The organism is Streptococcus parasanguinis (assembly GCF_001073155.1).
GTDB classification, from domain to species: domain Bacteria; phylum Bacillota; class Bacilli; order Lactobacillales; family Streptococcaceae; genus Streptococcus; species Streptococcus parasanguinis_D.
Genome location: NZ_JVEE01000034.1, coordinates 1055 through 18763 on the forward strand (window position 1 = coordinate 1055; position 17709 = coordinate 18763).

The window sequence follows — 17709 nt, forward strand, 5'->3', positions numbered from 1 at the left end:
ATTTCATCAGCTTTTACAGCCCTACTCAACTGTGCGGAGGTGGGACGACGAAATCGAATTCTAACGAATCACCGATTTTTGTCCCACTCTCGCTTTTTGTGTTTCTATGCTTTTAATTGTAAGAGTTCTTCAATCTCAGCCAGAGTGCTAGCTTGGGAGATGGCGCCGCGGAGTTTGGCTGCGCCAGAAGTCCCACGGAGGTAGTGAGGGGCGAGGCCACGGAATTCACGAACGGCAATGTGCTCACCTTTGAGATCGATCAAGCGTTTCAAGTGTTCGTAAGCAATCTTCATTTTGTCTTCAAAAGTCAAATCAGGCAGGATTTCTCCTGTTTCAAAGTAGTGGTTGATTTGGTTGAAGAGATAAGGATTACCCATAGCAGCGCGACCGATCATGACCGCATCAGCACCGACTTCTTCGATTCGTTGTTTGGCATCTTGAACTGTACGGATATCTCCGTTTGCGATAAATGGAATCTTGGTCAGAGCTTGTGCAACCTTGTGAAGGGTCTCAAGATCCGCATGCCCCGTATACATTTGCTCCCGAGTTCGCCCATGCATGGCAAGGGCAGAGACACCTGCGGCTTCAGCAGCGAGGGCGTTCTCAACTGCTAGGGAAGGATCCGACCAACCCGTCCGCATTTTAACAGTGAGGGGGATATCAAGGACAGATTGAACCTTATTGATGATGGAGTAGATCTTATCTGGGTCCTTGAGCCACATGGCACCCGCTTCGTTTTTTACGATTTTATTGACGGGGCAACCCATGTTGATATCCACGATATCAGTCTTGGTATTTTCTTGGATAAATTCAGCTGCGCGTGCGAGGCTATCTTCGTCACTTCCAAAGAGTTGGATCGATACAGGATTTTCTCCTTCATCGATATGGAGCATGTGAAGCGTCTTTTCATTGTTGTACTGGATTCCCTTGTCAGAGACCATTTCCATCACAACGAGTCCCGCCCCTAGTTCTTTGGCAATGGTCCGGAAAGCTGAGTTGGTCACTCCGGCCATTGGGGCTAGGACAGTACGGTTAGGGATTTCGACATCCCCGATCATAAATGGCGTATTAAGATTTGTCACGAATGAGTTCCTCCAAGTCATTTTCGTCAAAGTGGTAGTGTGTTTGGCAGAATTGGCAGGTAATCTCTGCACCGTGATCTTCATCTTTCATCTCTTTCAGATCACTAGCTGGCAGACTTGCTAAAGCGTTCAAGAAACGCTCACGGCTGCAGTCGCACTGGAAGCGAAGTTCTTCTTCAGAGAGGCGTTTGAAAGGTTCATCCCCATAGATAGCGGCAAGAAGAGCTTCAATATGGTCTTCGGACTCCAACAGTGTGGAGATGGCAGGCATTTCTTGGATGCGTTTTTCAAAGCGCGCGATTTCTTCTTCCTTGGCATTTGGCAAGACCTGGAGCAAGAAACCACCAGCCACCTTGACCTTGTCTTCGTCATCCAAAAGGACATTGAGTCCAACTGCAGAAGGTGTTTGTTGGCTTTCCGTCAGATAAAAGGCCAGGTCTTCTCCGATTTCACCGGTCACAAGAGGGGTCATGGAGTTATAAGGATTTCCCGTACCATAGTCAGTAATGACCAGGAATTCTCCGTTTCCGACAAATGGTCCCACCAGGACTTCACCAGTTGCCGTCTTCTTAATATCCACTCCAGGATTTTGCACGTAGCCTTTAACATTTCCCTTGGTATCTGCCACGGTGATGATGGCTCCGAGTGAGCTAGTCCCAAGGACTTTGACCGTAATTTTAGTATCTCCTTTCTCGTTTGCTGCCAAGATTTGACTGGCAATGAGGGTGCGGCCAAGTGCGACCGTGGAGCTAGCTTGTGTATGATGTTTTTCTTGGGCTGTTCGTACGGTTTCTGTACTGTCTAGTACATAAGCACGAAAAGCACCACTTTCTGAGATAGTTTTAATAATTTTGTCCATACCTACTATTTTAGCACAAATCAAGCAAAGTGGGGACAAGGAGAATTCTGAAAATCAGTCGTTTCAGAAGAAGGACGAGAAGAAAAGAAAATTCCGAACGTTATTTCTAGAAAGAAGCAATTTCCAAGTAAAAGACGAGTTTCATAGAGAAGTTGGTTTAAAAAGAAAGGAGAAAAATAAACGATAGCCGAGTGGATCTTGAAAAAACATTAAAAATTGCTTATAATAGAGTGTAAGACAAACTTGCAGGTGAGACTCCTGCCCTTAGTTTGAAGAAAGGCATAGATAGGCAACTATCTATGGTATATGAAAAAGAATTATGACATCAGTTGTTGTAGTAGGAACCCAATGGGGTGATGAAGGAAAAGGGAAGATTACAGACTTCCTATCAGCCAATGCAGAAGTCATTGCTCGCTATCAAGGTGGGGACAATGCCGGGCACACCATCGTAATCGACGGCAAAAAGTTCAAGTTGCACTTGATTCCTTCTGGTATCTTCTTCCCTGAAAAGATCTCTGTCATCGGAAACGGCGTGGTGGTCAACCCTAAATCATTGGTCAAAGAGTTGGCTTATCTTCATGAAGAAGGTGTGACAACGGACAGTTTGCGCATTTCAGACCGTGCCCATGTCATCCTTCCTTACCATATCGAATTGGACCGTCTCCAAGAAGAGTCTAAAGGCGACAACAAAATCGGAACGACCATCAAAGGGATTGGACCAGCCTACATGGACAAGGCTGCGCGTGTGGGAATCCGGATCGCGGACCTTTTGGACCGCGACGTCTTTGCGGAACGTCTTCGTATCAACTTGGAAGAAAAGAACCGTCAATTTACCAAACTCTATGATGCAGAGGCTCTGTCATTTGACGATATCTTCGAAGAATACTATGAATATGGTCAACAAATCAAGCAATATGTAACCGATACTTCTGTTATCTTGAACGATGCTTTGGATAACGGCAAGCGCGTGCTCTTTGAAGGAGCCCAAGGGGTTATGTTGGATATCGACCAAGGAACCTATCCATTTGTAACCTCTTCAAACCCAGTCGCAGGTGGGGTGACCATCGGATCAGGTGTCGGCCCAAGCAAGATCGACAAGGTTGTCGGTGTATGTAAAGCCTACACTAGCCGTGTTGGTGATGGCCCATTCCCTACGGAACTCTTCGATGAAGTGGGTGATCGGATCCGTGAAGTCGGCCATGAGTATGGGACAACAACCGGTCGTCCTCGTCGTGTTGGTTGGTTTGACTCAGTTGTCATGCGCCATAGCCGTCGCGTGTCAGGAATTACCAACCTTAGCTTGAACTCGATCGACGTTCTGTCCGGCTTGGATACAGTGAAAATCTGTGTAGCCTACGACTTGGATGGGGAACGCATCGACCACTACCCAGCAAGCTTGGAGCAACTCAAACGTTGCAAACCAATCTATGAAGAATTACCAGGCTGGTCAGAAGACATCACAGGTGTCCGCCACTTGGATGAGCTTCCAGAAAATGCCCGCAACTATGTCCGCCGTGTCGGTGAATTAGTTGGTGTGCGCATTTCAACCTTCTCAGTCGGACCAGATCGTGACCAAACCAATATCCTTGAAAGTGTGTGGTCTAGTTTATAAGCAAATGAAGATAAGAGAGTGGGACAGAAATCGGTCATTCGTTAGAATTCGATTTCATCGTCCCACCTCCGCACAGTTGAGTAGGGCTGTAAAAGCTGATGAAATCAGCGTAGTAGAGCCCACTCAACCACTGCGTCTTGCTCGACAATCCAAAGACAATTGAGAGGCTAGGACTTTTGTCCCAGCCTCTTTTTGAAAGCAGAAAGAGGAAAAAATGTATCAAACGATTTTATTTGACCTAGACGGCACCTTGACCAATTCAGAACTAGGGATTACCAACTCGGTGGCCTATGCCTTAGGAAAATATGGGATTCAAGTGCCAGACAAGAAAGCATTGAGAGTTTTCATCGGTCCGCCCTTGCAGGAGTCTTTTGAGCGCTTTTATGGATTTTCTAAGGAAGAATGTTTAAAGGCCATTGACTACTATCATGAGTATTTTTCCGAAAAAGGCCTTTATGAAAATGAGGTCTATCTAGGCGTTCCTGACTTGCTGGCTTCTCTCAAGCAGGCTGGCAAACAGTTGATTGTAGCTACGTCAAAGCCTGAAGAATTTTCCATTCAAATTCTCAAACACTTTGGTTTGTATGATTATTTTGACTTTGTCGCTGGTGCGACCATGGATAGAAAACGTAGTAAAAAAAGCGATGTTATCCAGTATGCCTTGGAGCAAAATGGGATTACAGATTTGGCGCATACCATCATGATTGGAGACAGGGAGCACGATGTGCTTGGCGCTCAAGCGCAAAAGCTTGATTCTATCGGTGTCCTTTATGGCTTTGGAAGCAGGGAAGAATTGGAAGAAGCCGGCGCCACCTATATTGCTCAAGAAGTTGGCGAAATTGCAGCTTTTATAGGATAACCTTTTCCAAAATATTAAAAGTTTGAACTTTTCTAATCTGCTGAATATAGCTTTATTTAATATTTCTATCGGTGTATACTTACTGTAGGTTAAGTCACACAGATTAAGAGGTGATAATATGAATTTGTCACGATATATATTAAAATATAGTACTGATGATGGTACGTTGTATTTTAATACTAAAACCAATCATTCATTTTTTCTTACGAATGAATTGAATAGAGTAGTCGACAGCAATGATGTGATTAGGAAAGAGTTTCATGCTTATCTTGATAAAAATAAATATTTAAGTGAGGGTGAGTATGAGGTCGAAAAGTATCTATCTAAAATAAGCGATACAGATGCTGAATTATTGGAACTAACAATTTTGACACATGGAGATTGTAATTTTCGGTGTAAGTATTGTTATGAAAAATTTGAAAATATTGCTATGTCAACAGAGACAGAAGATGCCATTGTCCAATTTTTGAAAGAAAAACTTCAGTCCGGGAAGTATAAGTATTTGTCAGTAGGCTGGTTTGGAGGAGAACCACTGTTGGGATATAAAACTATCAAGCGGTTGTCTCCTGTTTTTATAGATTTATGTGAGAAATATCAGATTCATTATCAAAGTGCAATCACTACGAATGGTTATTTATTGACTAAGAATAAGTTTCGATATTTGAATGAAAAATTTAAAGTGACTAGTTACCAGATAACTTTGGATGGAGATGAAGAAAGTCATAATAATCAGAGAGTATTGCAAAACGGTGGGTTGTCGTATAATCGTATATTCGATAATTTGAAAGCAATGCAAGAAAGTAAATTTGATTTTATTTGTGTGATTCGCTTTAATGTAAGTAAAGATAACTATCAAAATGTTAAAGAGTTTTTAACACATGATGGTATCTATTTCAAAGATGATTCCAGATTTAAGATTTCTTATCATAATATTGGAAATTGGGGCAAAGGAGATAGAGATATAAATTACTGCGTTACTTTACTGGATAAAGATGCAAGTTTTGAATTATCTAAGTTAGCTGTAACTTCAGGATATCATATCTCTTCCCCAGAAGTTGTAGTGAATAATAATTATACCTGCTATTCTAATCGAAAAAATCATTTTATGTTTAATGTAAGAGGAATTGTTCAATCATGTACAGTTGCTTTATATGAACCTCAAAATATTTTCGGTAACATTAATAAAGGTTTTGTGAATTACAGTAAACTGAATGATTGGGTTATTCGGCTTGATGCAAGTTGCAAAGAGTGCCCATTTGTTTTAATCTGTAAATCTGGCTATTGTCCGATGGCCAAGCGAATTACGAAGACAAATTCACGCTATCTATGTAAAAGTGTGAAGGAAAAAATTCGTAAAAATTTAGCACTTTTCGCTTTGTCAAAATCTTATAATGACATTTTAGATGTGGACTAGAAAGGAAGATATCATGAAGGTTAAAGTGAATAACAAATTCGATGACAAAATGAATGCTAAACCTAGAGTACTTAACTATAATTGTGATTGTAAATAATCACGATTTTAAATAAATTAGAGAAGAGGATTGTGCTAGCCCTCTATTTTGATGGATGATAATTATGAGAAATATTTATAAGTACATTGATAAGAAGTATCTTTTTCCTATTTTTTTAGGGCGTATTGTGAATAGTGGTTTGGTGTTGGCACAACCTCTGATTTTAACGAAGGCCTTGAAGTTAGATCAAGACGGCCTTTCTTATGGAAAAATTCTCAATTTTGTTTTATTTGGTTTGTCTGTCTATCTTGTTATTTATAGTCTGATGCTGTTTTCAAACTATTCGCACAATATATTCCGAAGAGAAATCAACAAAAGTGTCCGTGCCCTTTTATTTAAGAAAGTCATATTGAATCCTAAATTTTCCAATGATGAAAAAGTTAGTCTGCTAACTCAAGATATGGAATATGTGGGCGATAATTATTTGGAAAATATAAATGTTATGGTGAGTTGGGGATTTGTCGCCCTTGTTACAGCCATTTATATTGTTTCACAAAATTTTCTCTTAGGACTTATTTTTGTCATTTTTACGATTATGAGACCTATTCCTCAGTTCATCATGAATCGTCGTTTACAAGATTCGGGAGACAGCTGGTCCAAGCTTAGAACGAAATTACATGGGCTTGTCTCGGATAGTATGCAAGGCAGCCAAACCTTACGGATTAATCAGGCCATGAGGCTGAATGAAGAGCGCGTGAATGATTTAAACGGAGAATATCAAAAAGCCATCCAAAGATTTTGTTTCACACATAATATTATTTTTTTCTTTAATGGATTTATGGTCTTTTTTAGTCAGGTTGTTCCTCTTGCTTTAGGCTTTTATTTGAGTTTACAGGGAAATTCTATTTCTATTACAAGCCTCATCTCTATGTATGTTGCTGCGGGGATGCTGGTAGAACCGATCCAAACTCTGATGTACAGTGCAGCCAATCTCCAAGGTGCCTTGCCGACTGCGAACCGCCTGTTTAAGATTATCGAGGAAGAACCTGATTTCGAAGAGACAAAGGATCAATTTGTTGAAAATCTCGAATCGTTGCGCTTAAATCATATTTCAAAAAGTTTTGCTGAACGTCAGCTTTTTTCTGATTTGACGGCGACGATTTCAGTAGGTCAGAAGGTCTTAATCAAAGGACCGAGCGGGTCTGGAAAGACGACTCTTTTTCGCTTGATTTTAGGAGAAGAAGTATGTGATGAGGGTGACATTTTCGTTCAGTATGATGGAAATCAAATAACGAGTCATTTCCAAGGGAATATCGGTTTAATTAGCCAGCATCCCTTCCTGTTTAACGATACTATCCGCTATAATCTAACTTTTGGTCAGCCTTTTCAGGACCATGAATTATTGGAGGTATTGGACCGAGTTGGCTTAATAGATGAATTTCAGGATATTTTGAATGTAGAAATTCATAATAATGGTGAAAACATTTCAGGAGGTCAGCGTGTCAGATTAGAGTTGGCTCGTTTTCTCTTACGCGAGAAGGATATTTTATTAGCGGACGAAGTGACATCAGCTTTGGACGAAAAAAATAGTCGTCTGGTTAGAGACCTAATCTTTTCTTTGCCGATCACGGTACTAGAAATAGCCCATCATATTGATGAAGAAGAGCGCTATGACCAAATCCTTGAGTTACGTAAAGGATGAGCGATGCCACAATAGTTGGTTCTGCGACAAAGCGGATAGTAATAAGCCAGCAATTTGTCAGATATTTTTGAGATTCTAAGTGGTGATATTTCCAAAATCATCAATACTCAGAGAACTTAAGCTTTATTTAAGATAGGCCAGCTATACTAGAAGCATAAACAAAGACCTCCTAACTTTGTTTAAACCTCCTAAACTTTTTCATAATAATCTCCCATAAGAGTCGCCCAATCGGCGGCTTTTTTTGTGAGTCGTAAGCTGCCTATGGTATAATGAACAAAGAAACTAAAAGGAAGAAGGAAGAGATGGACTACACGATAGAGGAAAAAGCGATGTTTATGAGGGAAGCCCTGAAGGAGGCGGAGATTGCCCTCGCCAATGATGAAATACCGATTGGCTGTGTCTTGGTCAAGGATGGTCAGATTATCGGGCGTGGACATAATGCGCGTGAGGAGCTGCAGCGGGCGGTCATGCATGCGGAAATCATGGCGATCGAGGAGGCCAATCAGCGTGAAAATAGCTGGCGCCTGCTGGATACGACGCTTTTTGTCACGATTGAGCCCTGTGTCATGTGTAGTGGTGCCATTGGTCTAGCTCGGATTCCCCAGGTGATTTACGGGGCGACCAATCAGAAGTTCGGTGGAGCAGGTAGTCTCTACGACATTTTGGCAGATGAACGCCTCAATCACCGAGTCGAAGTAGAAACAGGAATCTTGGAAGCAGAATGTGCAGCCATCATGCAGACCTTCTTCCGCCAAGGTCGAGAACGAAAAAAACAAGCCAAACTCGCAGCCAAGGCCGAAACACAAGAATAAAAACCGGACCTTTGCAAATCGAACAAATTATGATATAATACCTATCGGAGCAACAGTTCTGCGTGAAGCGGGTCAGGGGAGGAATCCAGCAGCCCTAAGCGAAGTGAACTGTGTGCTCTTTTTCTATAGCTCTTAGTGAGGTAAGCCTGTAAGGCGCAACCGAACTTAGAGATATTGATCCTGAGGAGCGAAGCGACGTGAGGGCTATAGCGTAACATGAAATTAGCCTATAAGGCGCAACCGAGCTTAGAGATATTGATCCTGAGGAGCGAAGCGACGTGAGGGCTATAGCGTAACATGAAATTAGCCTGTAAGGCGCAACCGAGTTTAGAGATATTGATCCTGAGGAGCGAAGCGACGTGAGGGCTATAGCGTAAAATGAAAAAAGCCTGTAAGGCGTAACCGAACTTAGAGATATTGATCCTGAGGAGTGAAGCGACGTGAGGGCTATCACTTACCAGAGTCATGTTTATATTCAAAGAATAAAAGAGAAAAAAATAGAGTTTCGTGAGAAGCTTCTTTTTTTGGATTTTCTAGTCAAAAATAGTGCAAATATGCAAACGATTGCTATTGCGTCGTTGCTTGATTTGTGAAAATAATAAAATTAGCAAATGAAAACGTTTTATAGGATGGTTTCCCTTGATTAAATCCCTGTAAAGCGATATCATAGAGGAGAAGAAATATTGGAGGAATAACATGTCTCATATTAAATTTGACTACTCAAAAGTTTTGGGTAAATTTGTTGCCCCGCACGAAGTGGAATATATGCAACCACAAGTGACTGCAGCTGATGAATTGATCCGTAAAGGAACAGGTGCTGGTAGTGACTTCCTAGGTTGGTTGGACCTTCCTGAAAATTATGACCGTGAAGAATTTGACCGCATCTTGAAAGCTGCTGAACAAATCAAATCAGACAGCGATGTTTTGGTCGTGATCGGTATCGGTGGATCATACCTTGGAGCGAAAGCTGCCATTGACTTCTTGAACCACCACTTTGCAAACTTGCAAACAAAAGAAGAACGCAAAGCGCCACAAATCCTTTATGCTGGAAACTCCATCTCATCTACTTACCTTGCTGACTTGGTAGAGTATGTTTCAGATAAAGATTTCTCAGTCAACGTGATTTCTAAATCAGGTACAACAACTGAACCAGCGATCGCTTTCCGTGTCTTCAAAGAACTCTTGGTGAAGAAATATGGTCAAGAAGAAGCCAACAAACGGATCTACGCAACAACTGACCGTGCCAAAGGTGCTGTAAAAGTAGAAGCAGATGCCAATGGTTGGGAAACATTTGTAGTTCCAGATGATATCGGTGGACGCTTCTCAGTCTTGACACCAGTTGGATTGCTTCCAATTGCTGCATCAGGTGCTGATATCAAAGCCCTTATGGAAGGTGCGAATGCAGCCCGTAAAGAATACACTTCAGACAAACTTTCTGAAAACGAAGCTTACCAATACGCAGCTGTTCGTAACATCCTTTACCGTAAAGGATATGCAACTGAAATCTTGGTTAACTACGAACCATCTCTTCAATACTTCTCAGAATGGTGGAAACAATTGGCTGGTGAGTCAGAAGGAAAAGACCAAAAAGGTATTTACCCAACTTCAGCAAACTTCTCAACAGACTTGCACTCATTAGGTCAATTTATCCAAGAAGGAACTCGTATCATGTTTGAAACAGTTGTCCGTGTGGATAAACCACGTAAGAACGTGATCATCCCTACATTGGAAGAAGACCTTGATGGACTTGGTTACCTCCAAGGAAAAGACGTTGACTTTGTAAACAAAAAAGCAACTGACGGTGTTCTTCTTGCCCACACAGACGGTGACGTGCCAAACATGTACGTAACTCTTCCTGAGCAAGATGCCTTCACTCTTGGTTATGCCATCTACTTCTTTGAATTGGCCATCGCCCTTTCAGGTTACTTGAACGCGATCAACCCATTTGACCAACCAGGTGTTGAAGCCTACAAGAAAAATATGTTTGCCCTTCTTGGTAAACCAGGATTTGAAGAACTTGGAGCAGAACTCAACGCTCGTCTTTAATCAATAGACAAAACGATCTCGTAAGAGGTCGTTTTTTTACTTGCTAAACAAATTTATATTTTTGTCCCTTAGAATCAATTATAAAAATACGATCTAGTTATATTTCTCGATCATACGGTAATCTAATTGCAATTGTCGCCTTTCGCAAGAAATTTTAAGATCAGTGTCTAAAAGGTCGGATATCTCTCCGATCTTTTTTAGTCTATCAAGACAGGAGTTGGTCCCTGCTTGGTTTTATGTTATAGTAGAAGAGAAGAATAAAAAGGAGAATTCAAAATGTCAGAGAAAGATCAAGAACCATTGATGAAACAGACTCCCTTAGAGGGTGCGCCTCAATTTGATGTGGCTGCGCCGGCATTTGTCCAAAAAGAAGAAGTCAAAGACTTGGAAGTTCCAGAAGTTAGTGGCATTTCAGCGACGGAGACGAAAGCAATGGAAGAAGAGGCAAAAGAGCCAGTTATTTCAGAAACGGTGGAGCTTCCAAAGGTGGATGAAGCAACTGTTGGAGAACATTCGGATGTAGTTGCTGCTCCCCAACCGACTCCTCCATTCCAGCCTGCACCTCAAGCTCCTCAAAACATGGCAGCTGAACCAATTGGTCCGCAAACAGTGCCTGTTCCTGAGACACCTATTCCACAAGCTCCTCTTTCTCCTGTTGGAAGACCGATGGATACTGCAGACAAGAAGGCGATTCGTTTTGCCCTTGGGATTTTAGTTGGGCTTCTTATCGGTGGAGTCAGTGGCTATTTGATTGGTCATGCCAGCCCTAGCACGTCACCATCTAGAAAGCACACTTCTTGGTCAGGCAACCAGTCTGGTTCTTCATCCAATATTGATTTGGACCAGTTGACCGCAGAAGATGCGGAAGCCGATTTTAGCTGGGAGCAGTCTGATATCGAGCAACTTCAATTTTTGACTGGAAAGGATGATGGGGAGAGTCCTGAGGAAATGGTCGACGCTTATGGAAAGGCTAGTTCTGTTCAATTTGATAGTGGAGAATTGAAATTATTCTGGGATGATAACTCTTATAATAAAGAGGTCAAAGCGACCTACTCTAAGAAAGGAAAAGAATTTCAGCTTGTCAAATTTGAATTTAATCAATTTGGGAAAAATCTTACGGTTGAGGATAACTTCGCAGATGGGTTCAAGGTTGGAGATAGTGAGACCGGTGCTGGAGGGACCTCTTACAAAGAGCTTTTAAAAAAATACGGTGATGCAGTCAATCTGACGGTGAGTTCATCTGATGATTCAGACAAGATAGAATTGGTCATGGACTTCCAAAAGAAAAACGGGGACTATGTAGATTTGACCTTTATTCGCCAAGAAAATGGAGATTTCCTCTTGAGTAGTAAAGACAGCTACTAAATCAATGAATAAAAGAAAGAGGCAAGCGCCTCTTTTTTGGGATAAGACGAGACAAATACGCTAATTTTCTATACAATAGAAGGAGTTTGAATAGAAAGAGCATTAAGGATGGAAGAAATGAAACAGTGGATAGAACATCATAAGCGGATCCTCCAAAAAGCTGCAGGGGCTTTGCTAGCTTTTGTCGTTGGGGCTTGCTTGGTGTTTATGATTCATCCGGTTAAAACCTTACCAAAAGACCGTTTGCTGAGCCTATCTCGAATGCAAGAAGCAAGCCAACAATTTGTCGCTCCTTCTTCAAAAGAGCCGGCTCTAGAAGACTTGTTGTCATTAGAGCTTGCAAGGGGAGAAGGAAAGGTACAAAAAAGTTGGGTGACTTTGTCTGCATTCGTCAAAAAATTTGGAAAAGCAGCGAGCTTTACACAAGAAGATACGAGTTTTGGAGCACAAGTCCAGTTAGGCTATGGGGCTTCTGTGAAGGGGCTCTATCCTTATACCATAGAATTTCAAAAGCAGGATGATGATTTTTATTTGAGCTCGATTCAAGGATTTGCACCAAAGTCGTCTCACTATCAGAGCAAAAAGGACTTAAAACAGGCAGATTTTACAGGCTATCAGACTCTAGATGGGAAAAAGGAAAAGGGAACGGCAGTAGAAGAAGTCTTGAAAAAATCAGGTCTTCCCAATTCTCTTAGTTTGACCTCTGTAAAGGACAAGCAAGTTTTAGCCTTGTCTTATCAGGTGACAGATGGATTGGTCTCTTTGACCTTTGAACGCGACCAGAGTGGTCAGTATCGTTTGACGAAGAAGGGGTGAAGCACATGATCGAGTGGATGAAAAAAAATCGAAAAGAACTCTTGCTGCCGTTTTTGTGTTTTGTTTTAGGGTTGTTACTTGCGATTGCAAGCATCCAGGTACAGGAGCAGGGAACCGATACCAAGGAGGACCAAACGCTTTCCCGTTTTCAACCAAAGGATTACAAGAATTTGGTAAGCAACGATCAAGAAATCAAGCATTTTCAATGGACCATCGAAGCTGTGGTGAATTTGAAAGTCCGTCTTAAGCAGAGTCAGCAACTAGGAACCCGCTTGGAAACAGTTGTGACTGAATGGGGAAAAGCACAAAAAGTTCGCTACACAAAGACAGCTCAAGGGGAACAAACCGTTCTTGTCTTGACTTATGCAGCTAAGCAAACCGATCAGGGGAAGAAAAGTGTGAACTTGTGGTTTGAAGAAGAGAAAGACCAGGGGTATCGCTTGACGATGGTGGATGCGACGAATTTGTTGGACGCAAAAGAGAAGACAAGCAGTGAGAAAGAAATCATTACTGAAAAAGAGCACAAAGGTGCAGAATTCGCCCAGCTTATTAAGAAACTAGGAAATCCTCAACGCTTAATCTGGGGGGAAGTGTCAGATGGCGGAATGGGGTATCGCGCGACTTACCAGCTACCAGGGCAGTCAGAAGTGGTAATGGAATTCAAGAAAAAAGGCAAGAAATTAGTGTTGGTATAAGAAGGGAGACATCATTGGACGATCAACGGACAGACATCAAGGCAACTTCTTCTCACCAGGGTGGGAGTCGCTTGATTTCAGAAGCTGACCTGGCTTCAATAGGGGGAAGCAGGCATTCAGAACCAAGACAAACGGTACTAGACTCCCAATCAGATAGGACGAAAACCTACTCTCCTTCCTCTAAGAGTGAAGGGTCTTCGCTGGCAGCCTTTTTTGGTTTATTGGCCATGCTGGGATTATTTGCCTATCTGGCTTCAGGAGGTATTCATAGCGAGGAACATCCTTCTTCTACTACTAGTGAATATGGAAGCACTAGCTTGTCTTATGGAACCAGAAAGGAAACCTTGAAGAGTGGTAATAGTACCTTGGTTGCTCCGGAGAGGGAATTTCAGTTTCAAGTGACCTATGAGAAGGCCATTTCCCTGATTCCTGGTTTAAGTGAGGGGGATCAAGGTCGTCATTCTTCAACTTCTCTGTCTCCACAGGAAGTGGTAGCTGTACTGGGGAAGGCTAGCAGTGGGGAAGAAACCTACCAAGAAGGTGGTGTCAGTCCTTTTATGACACAATTGGAGTATCAGTCTGAAGGGTCCCCTTCTTCCGTAACCGTTTTACTTTCAAAAATTGGTGTTGATCGTTTATCTTCTCTTGATTTTAAAAACTTAAACAGTGAGCGATTAGCCAATAAAAATGGTAGCTTAAACAGAGAAGATTTTGCCAATATGAAAATAGGAACGAGCTATTCAGATCTTGTGAATACAGTAGGAATTCCTAGCAGTGTTTCTTGGTCGAGTATGCTGGGTTCAGAGTTCTTCTTAACCTTTTACTATAAGCTTTCTGATTCGCGCTCCGTCATTATTCACTTTGGAGGGAATCGGACTATCAGTGAAATAAAGGGCCTAGAAGATCCAGCGACATCAGCTTCCACGGCGCCTTAGGTGTTCATCTCACTAGGATTGTGGTATAATATGGATACCTTTAATTGAAATGAATGGAGAATCTCATGACTGCACAAAAAATGTCTGCACAAGAAATTATCGCTTTTATCGGGAATGCAGAAAAGAAAACCAATGTGAAAGTAACCTTTGAAGGGGAATTGGCAACAGCTGTTCCTACTTCTGTTACCAAGCTTGGCAATGTTTTGTTCGGTGACTGGAAAGATATCGAGCCCCTTCTTGCGAATTTGACTGAAAACAAGGATTATGTGGTAGAACAAGATGGCCGTAACTCAGCTGTCCCATTACTGGATAAACGCTACCTAAATGCGCGTATTGAACCAGGCGCTATTATCCGTGACCAAGTAACCATCGAAGACAATGCGGTTGTCATGATGGGTGCTGTCATCAATATCGGTGCTGAAATCGGTGCAGGAACCATGATTGATATGGGGGCTATTCTTGGTGGTCGTGCTACTGTTGGTAAAAACAGCCATATTGGTGCGGGTGCCGTTCTTGCGGGAGTCATTGAGCCAGCTTCTGCTGAGCCTGTCCGGATTGGTGACAATGTCTTGGTCGGTGCCAACGCTGTTGTGATTGAAGGAGTTCAAGTTGGAAACGGTTCAGTCGTTGCCGCTGGAGCGATCGTTACTCAAGATGTCCCTGAAAATGTGGTTGTAGCTGGTGTTCCAGCTCGCATCATCAAGGAAATTGACGAAAAAACACAACAAAAAACAGCACTTGAAGACGCTTTGCGCAATTTGTAAGATAGAAATGAGAGTGGAACAGAAATCGGTAATTCGTTAGAATTCGATTTCGTCGTCCCACCTCCGCACAGTTGAGTAGGGCTGTAAAAGCTGATGAAATCAGCGTAGTAGAGCACACTCAACCACTGCGTCTTGCTAGACAATCCAAAAACAATTGAGAGGCTAAGACTTTTGTCTCAGCCTCTTCTAATAGAAAGAAGACAACGATGACATTGGACTTAATCAAAATCAGACGGGATTTGCACCAAATCCCTGAAATTGGATTGGAAGAATTTGAAACCCAATCCTACCTCTTAGAACGAATCGCAGAGATCACAGCAGGCAAGGATTTTGTAGAGCAACGGACTTGGCGGACCGGGATCCTGGTGTATCTCCATGGGGCTGCACCTGAAAAAACCATTGGTTGGCGGACAGATATAGATGGTTTACCGATTGTGGAACAAACGGGCCTTGATTTTGCCTCTAAGCATGAAGGACGGATGCATGCTTGTGGTCATGATATGCACATGACAACAGCCCTCGGGCTTTTGGATCAACTGGTCCAAGTGCAACCAAAAAATAACCTGCTCTTTCTCTTCCAACCAGCTGAAGAAAATGAGGCTGGTGGGATGCTCATGTATAAGGACGATGCTTTTGGCGACTGGCTCCCTGATGAATTTTATGGTCTGCATGTGCGCCCTGATTTGAAGGTGGGAGACATTGCGACCAATACGGGTACCCTTTTTGCAGGGACCTGTGAAGTCAAGATCACCTTTACAGGAAAGGGAGGGCATGCTGCCTTTCCACATGAAGCTAATGATGCTCTTGTAGCAGCTTCTTACTTCATTACCCAAGTCCAATCGGTAGTGAGTCGAAATGTCGATCCAATTGAAGGTGCTGTGGTGACCTTTGGTTCCATGCATGCAGGAACCACCAATAATGTGATCGCTGAGACGGCCTTCCTTCATGGGACCATCCGGACCTTGACCATGGAGATGAACCTCCTGACTCAAAAACGGGTCAAAACGATTGCGGAAGGGGTTGCAGCCGCTTTTGATGTAGAATTAGATCTGGAACTCAAGCAAGGAGGTTACCTGCCTGTGGAAAACCAACCAGAATTGGCTAAAGAACTCATGGACTTTTTCACAGCTGAGGAAGACGTGAACCTGATTGATATCCTGCCTGCGATGACAGGAGAAGACTTCGGCTTTCTCTTGAGCAAGGTCCCTGGTGTCATGTTCTGGCTGGGGATTGATACCCCTTATGCCCTGCACCATCCGAAGATGAGCCCAAATGAGGCTGCCCTTCCCTTTGCTGTGGAAAACATTGGTAATTTTTTGAAAATGAAAGCCAATCAATAAGGGATTGATTCAACTCCGTCTGGAGTTGGATTTTTATTTTCTCGTGTGCAAACTGTTCGGATGTTTCATAAAAAATGATACAATTAAAGCTAGACAAAAGGAGTAGGGAATGAAGAAAACACTACGAAAAGAAACCATAGCAGCCATGAAAGAGCTGCCAGAATCCGTGAAAACTCAAGCAGATGAACAGCTCACTCAACGTCTCTTGGAGCTTCCAGCCTTTCAGGAGGCAAAGACCCTTGCGACCTATCTGTCCTTTGGCCACGAATTTTCCACAGCTGGCTTGATCCAAGCCGCTCTTCAACTTGGGAAACGTGTCTGTGTTCCCCGTACCTATCCACAAGGTCGGATGGAATTTGTGGAATACGATCCTAATATTTTGGAAAAGACACGCTTTGGTTTGCTGGAGCCCAATGAAAAAGGAAAGCTTGTGGATAAGTCAGAGATTGATCTGATCCATGTACCAGGCTTGGTCTTCCAGTCAAAAGGCTACCGAATTGGCTATGGTGGTGGCTATTATGATCGTTATTTAGCCGATTATACTGGGAAGACGGTGAGTACGATTTATTCCATCCAGCAGAAGGAGTTCCAACCAGATGTTTTTGATCAGGCCGTTCAGGAGGTGCTAGTCTATGAAGTTACTCTTTGATCGTCGTTATCCTGTGACCAGCCTCTTGTTGCTCGTCACAACAGCAGTCTTTCTTTCCATGTTTATCCGATTTGGAGGTGACTACCAAACGGGTGCTGCTATTTACTATAGCGGTGGTATTATTGGAGAGGCTGTGAAAGTCGATCCTAGCCAGTTATGGCGAATAGTGACAGCTACTTTTGTTCATATCGGCCTAGAACATTTTGTGCTCAATATGATCACCCTCTATTACTTGGGACGTTTGGCAGAAGATCTCTTTGGTTCCAAGGCTTTCTTAGCTCTTTATCTCTTATCAGGCATGATGGGCAATGTCTTTGTTGCTATTTTTACGCCAGATGTGATTGCAGCAGGCGCATCTACAGCCCTCTTTGGACTGTTTGGGACCATTGGCGCTCTGCGCTTTATTGTTCAAAGTCCCTATATTCGCCACTTGAGTCAGTCCTATACCAGCTTGATTGTGGTCAATCTGATCTTTAGTTTTATGCCAGACATCAGTATGGCGGGCCACATTGGTGGCTTAGTAGCTGGGGTCATGTTGGCTTATGTCTTTCCTGTAAGAGGAGAGGCTCGCTTTATGAACCGAACCTATCAGATGAGTGCAGCCTTATCTTATCTCTTGCTTTTGCTTTATTTCTTAGGTAAAATCTTGAATCTATTTTAAGAGAGAGTGGGACAGAAATCGGTAATTCGTTAGAATTCGATTTCGTCGTCCCACCTCCGCA

At 42.6% G+C, this 17709-nt stretch carries 16 protein-coding genes and 1 other RNA gene; 15 read left to right on the forward strand and 2 right to left on the reverse strand.

Annotated features, from left to right (window positions below; genetic code table 11):
- Window positions 1-104: 104 nt before the first annotated feature.
- Complete coding sequence (dusB, locus tag ADH92_RS05550; protein WP_003012894.1) at window positions 105-1082, reverse strand: tRNA dihydrouridine synthase DusB; 978 nt, start codon at window positions 1080-1082, stop codon at window positions 105-107.
- Window positions 1069-1941: an Hsp33 family molecular chaperone HslO gene (gene hslO, locus ADH92_RS05555; RefSeq protein ID WP_014714025.1), complete on the reverse strand. Its 873-nt coding sequence runs from the start codon at window positions 1939-1941 to the stop codon at window positions 1069-1071. The genes dusB and hslO overlap by 14 nt, the downstream gene beginning before the upstream one ends.
- A 319-nt stretch (window positions 1942-2260) precedes the next feature.
- On the opposite strand from hslO, the gene ADH92_RS05565 reads away from it, so the two are divergent.
- The 15 genes from ADH92_RS05565 (at window position 2261) to ADH92_RS05630 (ending at window position 17648) form a co-directional block, all read left to right on the forward strand.
- A complete protein-coding gene (locus tag ADH92_RS05565) occupies window positions 2261-3553 on the forward strand; it encodes an adenylosuccinate synthase (RefSeq protein ID WP_003014816.1) in 1293 nt (430 codons plus the stop codon).
- Window positions 3554-3767: 214 nt separating this feature from the next.
- Window positions 3768-4412: an HAD family hydrolase gene (locus tag ADH92_RS05570; protein WP_003002091.1), complete on the forward strand. Its 645-nt coding sequence runs from the start codon at window positions 3768-3770 to the stop codon at window positions 4410-4412.
- A gap of 118 nt (window positions 4413-4530) precedes the next feature.
- Entirely contained in the window at window positions 4531-5826 is a 1296-nt protein-coding gene (locus tag ADH92_RS05575) for a radical SAM protein (RefSeq protein ID WP_003016815.1), read from the forward strand.
- A 161-nt stretch (window positions 5827-5987) separates the two neighbouring features.
- Window positions 5988-7565: an ATP-binding cassette domain-containing protein gene (locus tag ADH92_RS05580; protein ID WP_003016812.1), complete on the forward strand. Its 1578-nt coding sequence runs from the start codon at window positions 5988-5990 to the stop codon at window positions 7563-7565.
- A 302-nt stretch (window positions 7566-7867) separates the two neighbouring features.
- Entirely contained in the window at window positions 7868-8377 is a 510-nt protein-coding gene (gene tadA / locus ADH92_RS05585; protein ID WP_003016809.1) for a tRNA adenosine(34) deaminase TadA, read from the forward strand.
- Window positions 8378-8416: 39 nt separating this feature from the next.
- Window positions 8417-8511: signal recognition particle sRNA small type (gene ffs / locus ADH92_RS10385), an RNA gene on the forward strand.
- Window positions 8512-9073: 562 nt separating this feature from the next.
- Entirely contained in the window at window positions 9074-10423 is a 1350-nt protein-coding gene (locus tag ADH92_RS05590; protein ID WP_003008998.1) for a glucose-6-phosphate isomerase, read from the forward strand.
- 276 nt (window positions 10424-10699) lie between these two features.
- The gene (locus ADH92_RS05595; protein WP_049497725.1) at window positions 10700-11788 is read left to right on the forward strand and encodes a hypothetical protein; all 1089 of its coding nucleotides are present in this window, start codon (window positions 10700-10702) and stop codon (window positions 11786-11788) included.
- Window positions 11789-11896: 108 nt separating this feature from the next.
- Entirely contained in the window at window positions 11897-12604 is a 708-nt protein-coding gene (locus ADH92_RS05600) for a hypothetical protein (RefSeq protein ID WP_049497726.1), read from the forward strand.
- A gap of 5 nt (window positions 12605-12609) precedes the next feature.
- Window positions 12610-13299, forward strand: a complete 690-nt coding sequence (locus tag ADH92_RS05605; RefSeq protein ID WP_049497727.1) for a hypothetical protein — start codon at window positions 12610-12612, stop codon at window positions 13297-13299.
- 14 nt (window positions 13300-13313) lie between these two features.
- Entirely contained in the window at window positions 13314-14234 is a 921-nt protein-coding gene (locus tag ADH92_RS05610) for a hypothetical protein (RefSeq protein ID WP_080978972.1), read from the forward strand.
- Window positions 14235-14299: 65 nt separating this feature from the next.
- Window positions 14300-14998 carry a 2,3,4,5-tetrahydropyridine-2,6-dicarboxylate N-acetyltransferase gene (gene dapD, locus ADH92_RS05615; protein WP_049497728.1) on the forward strand — a complete coding sequence of 233 codons (699 nt, stop codon included), beginning with the start codon at window positions 14300-14302 and terminating at the stop codon, window positions 14996-14998.
- 206 nt (window positions 14999-15204) lie between these two features.
- Window positions 15205-16338, forward strand: a complete 1134-nt coding sequence (locus ADH92_RS05620; RefSeq protein WP_049497731.1) for an N-acetyldiaminopimelate deacetylase — start codon at window positions 15205-15207, stop codon at window positions 16336-16338.
- Between the two features lie 109 nt (window positions 16339-16447).
- The gene (locus tag ADH92_RS05625; RefSeq protein ID WP_049497734.1) at window positions 16448-16987 is read left to right on the forward strand and encodes a 5-formyltetrahydrofolate cyclo-ligase; all 540 of its coding nucleotides are present in this window, start codon (window positions 16448-16450) and stop codon (window positions 16985-16987) included.
- A complete protein-coding gene (locus tag ADH92_RS05630; protein ID WP_049497737.1) occupies window positions 16971-17648 on the forward strand; it encodes a rhomboid family intramembrane serine protease in 678 nt (225 codons plus the stop codon). The genes ADH92_RS05625 and ADH92_RS05630 overlap by 17 nt, the downstream gene beginning before the upstream one ends.
- Window positions 17649-17709: the final 61 nt, after the last annotated feature.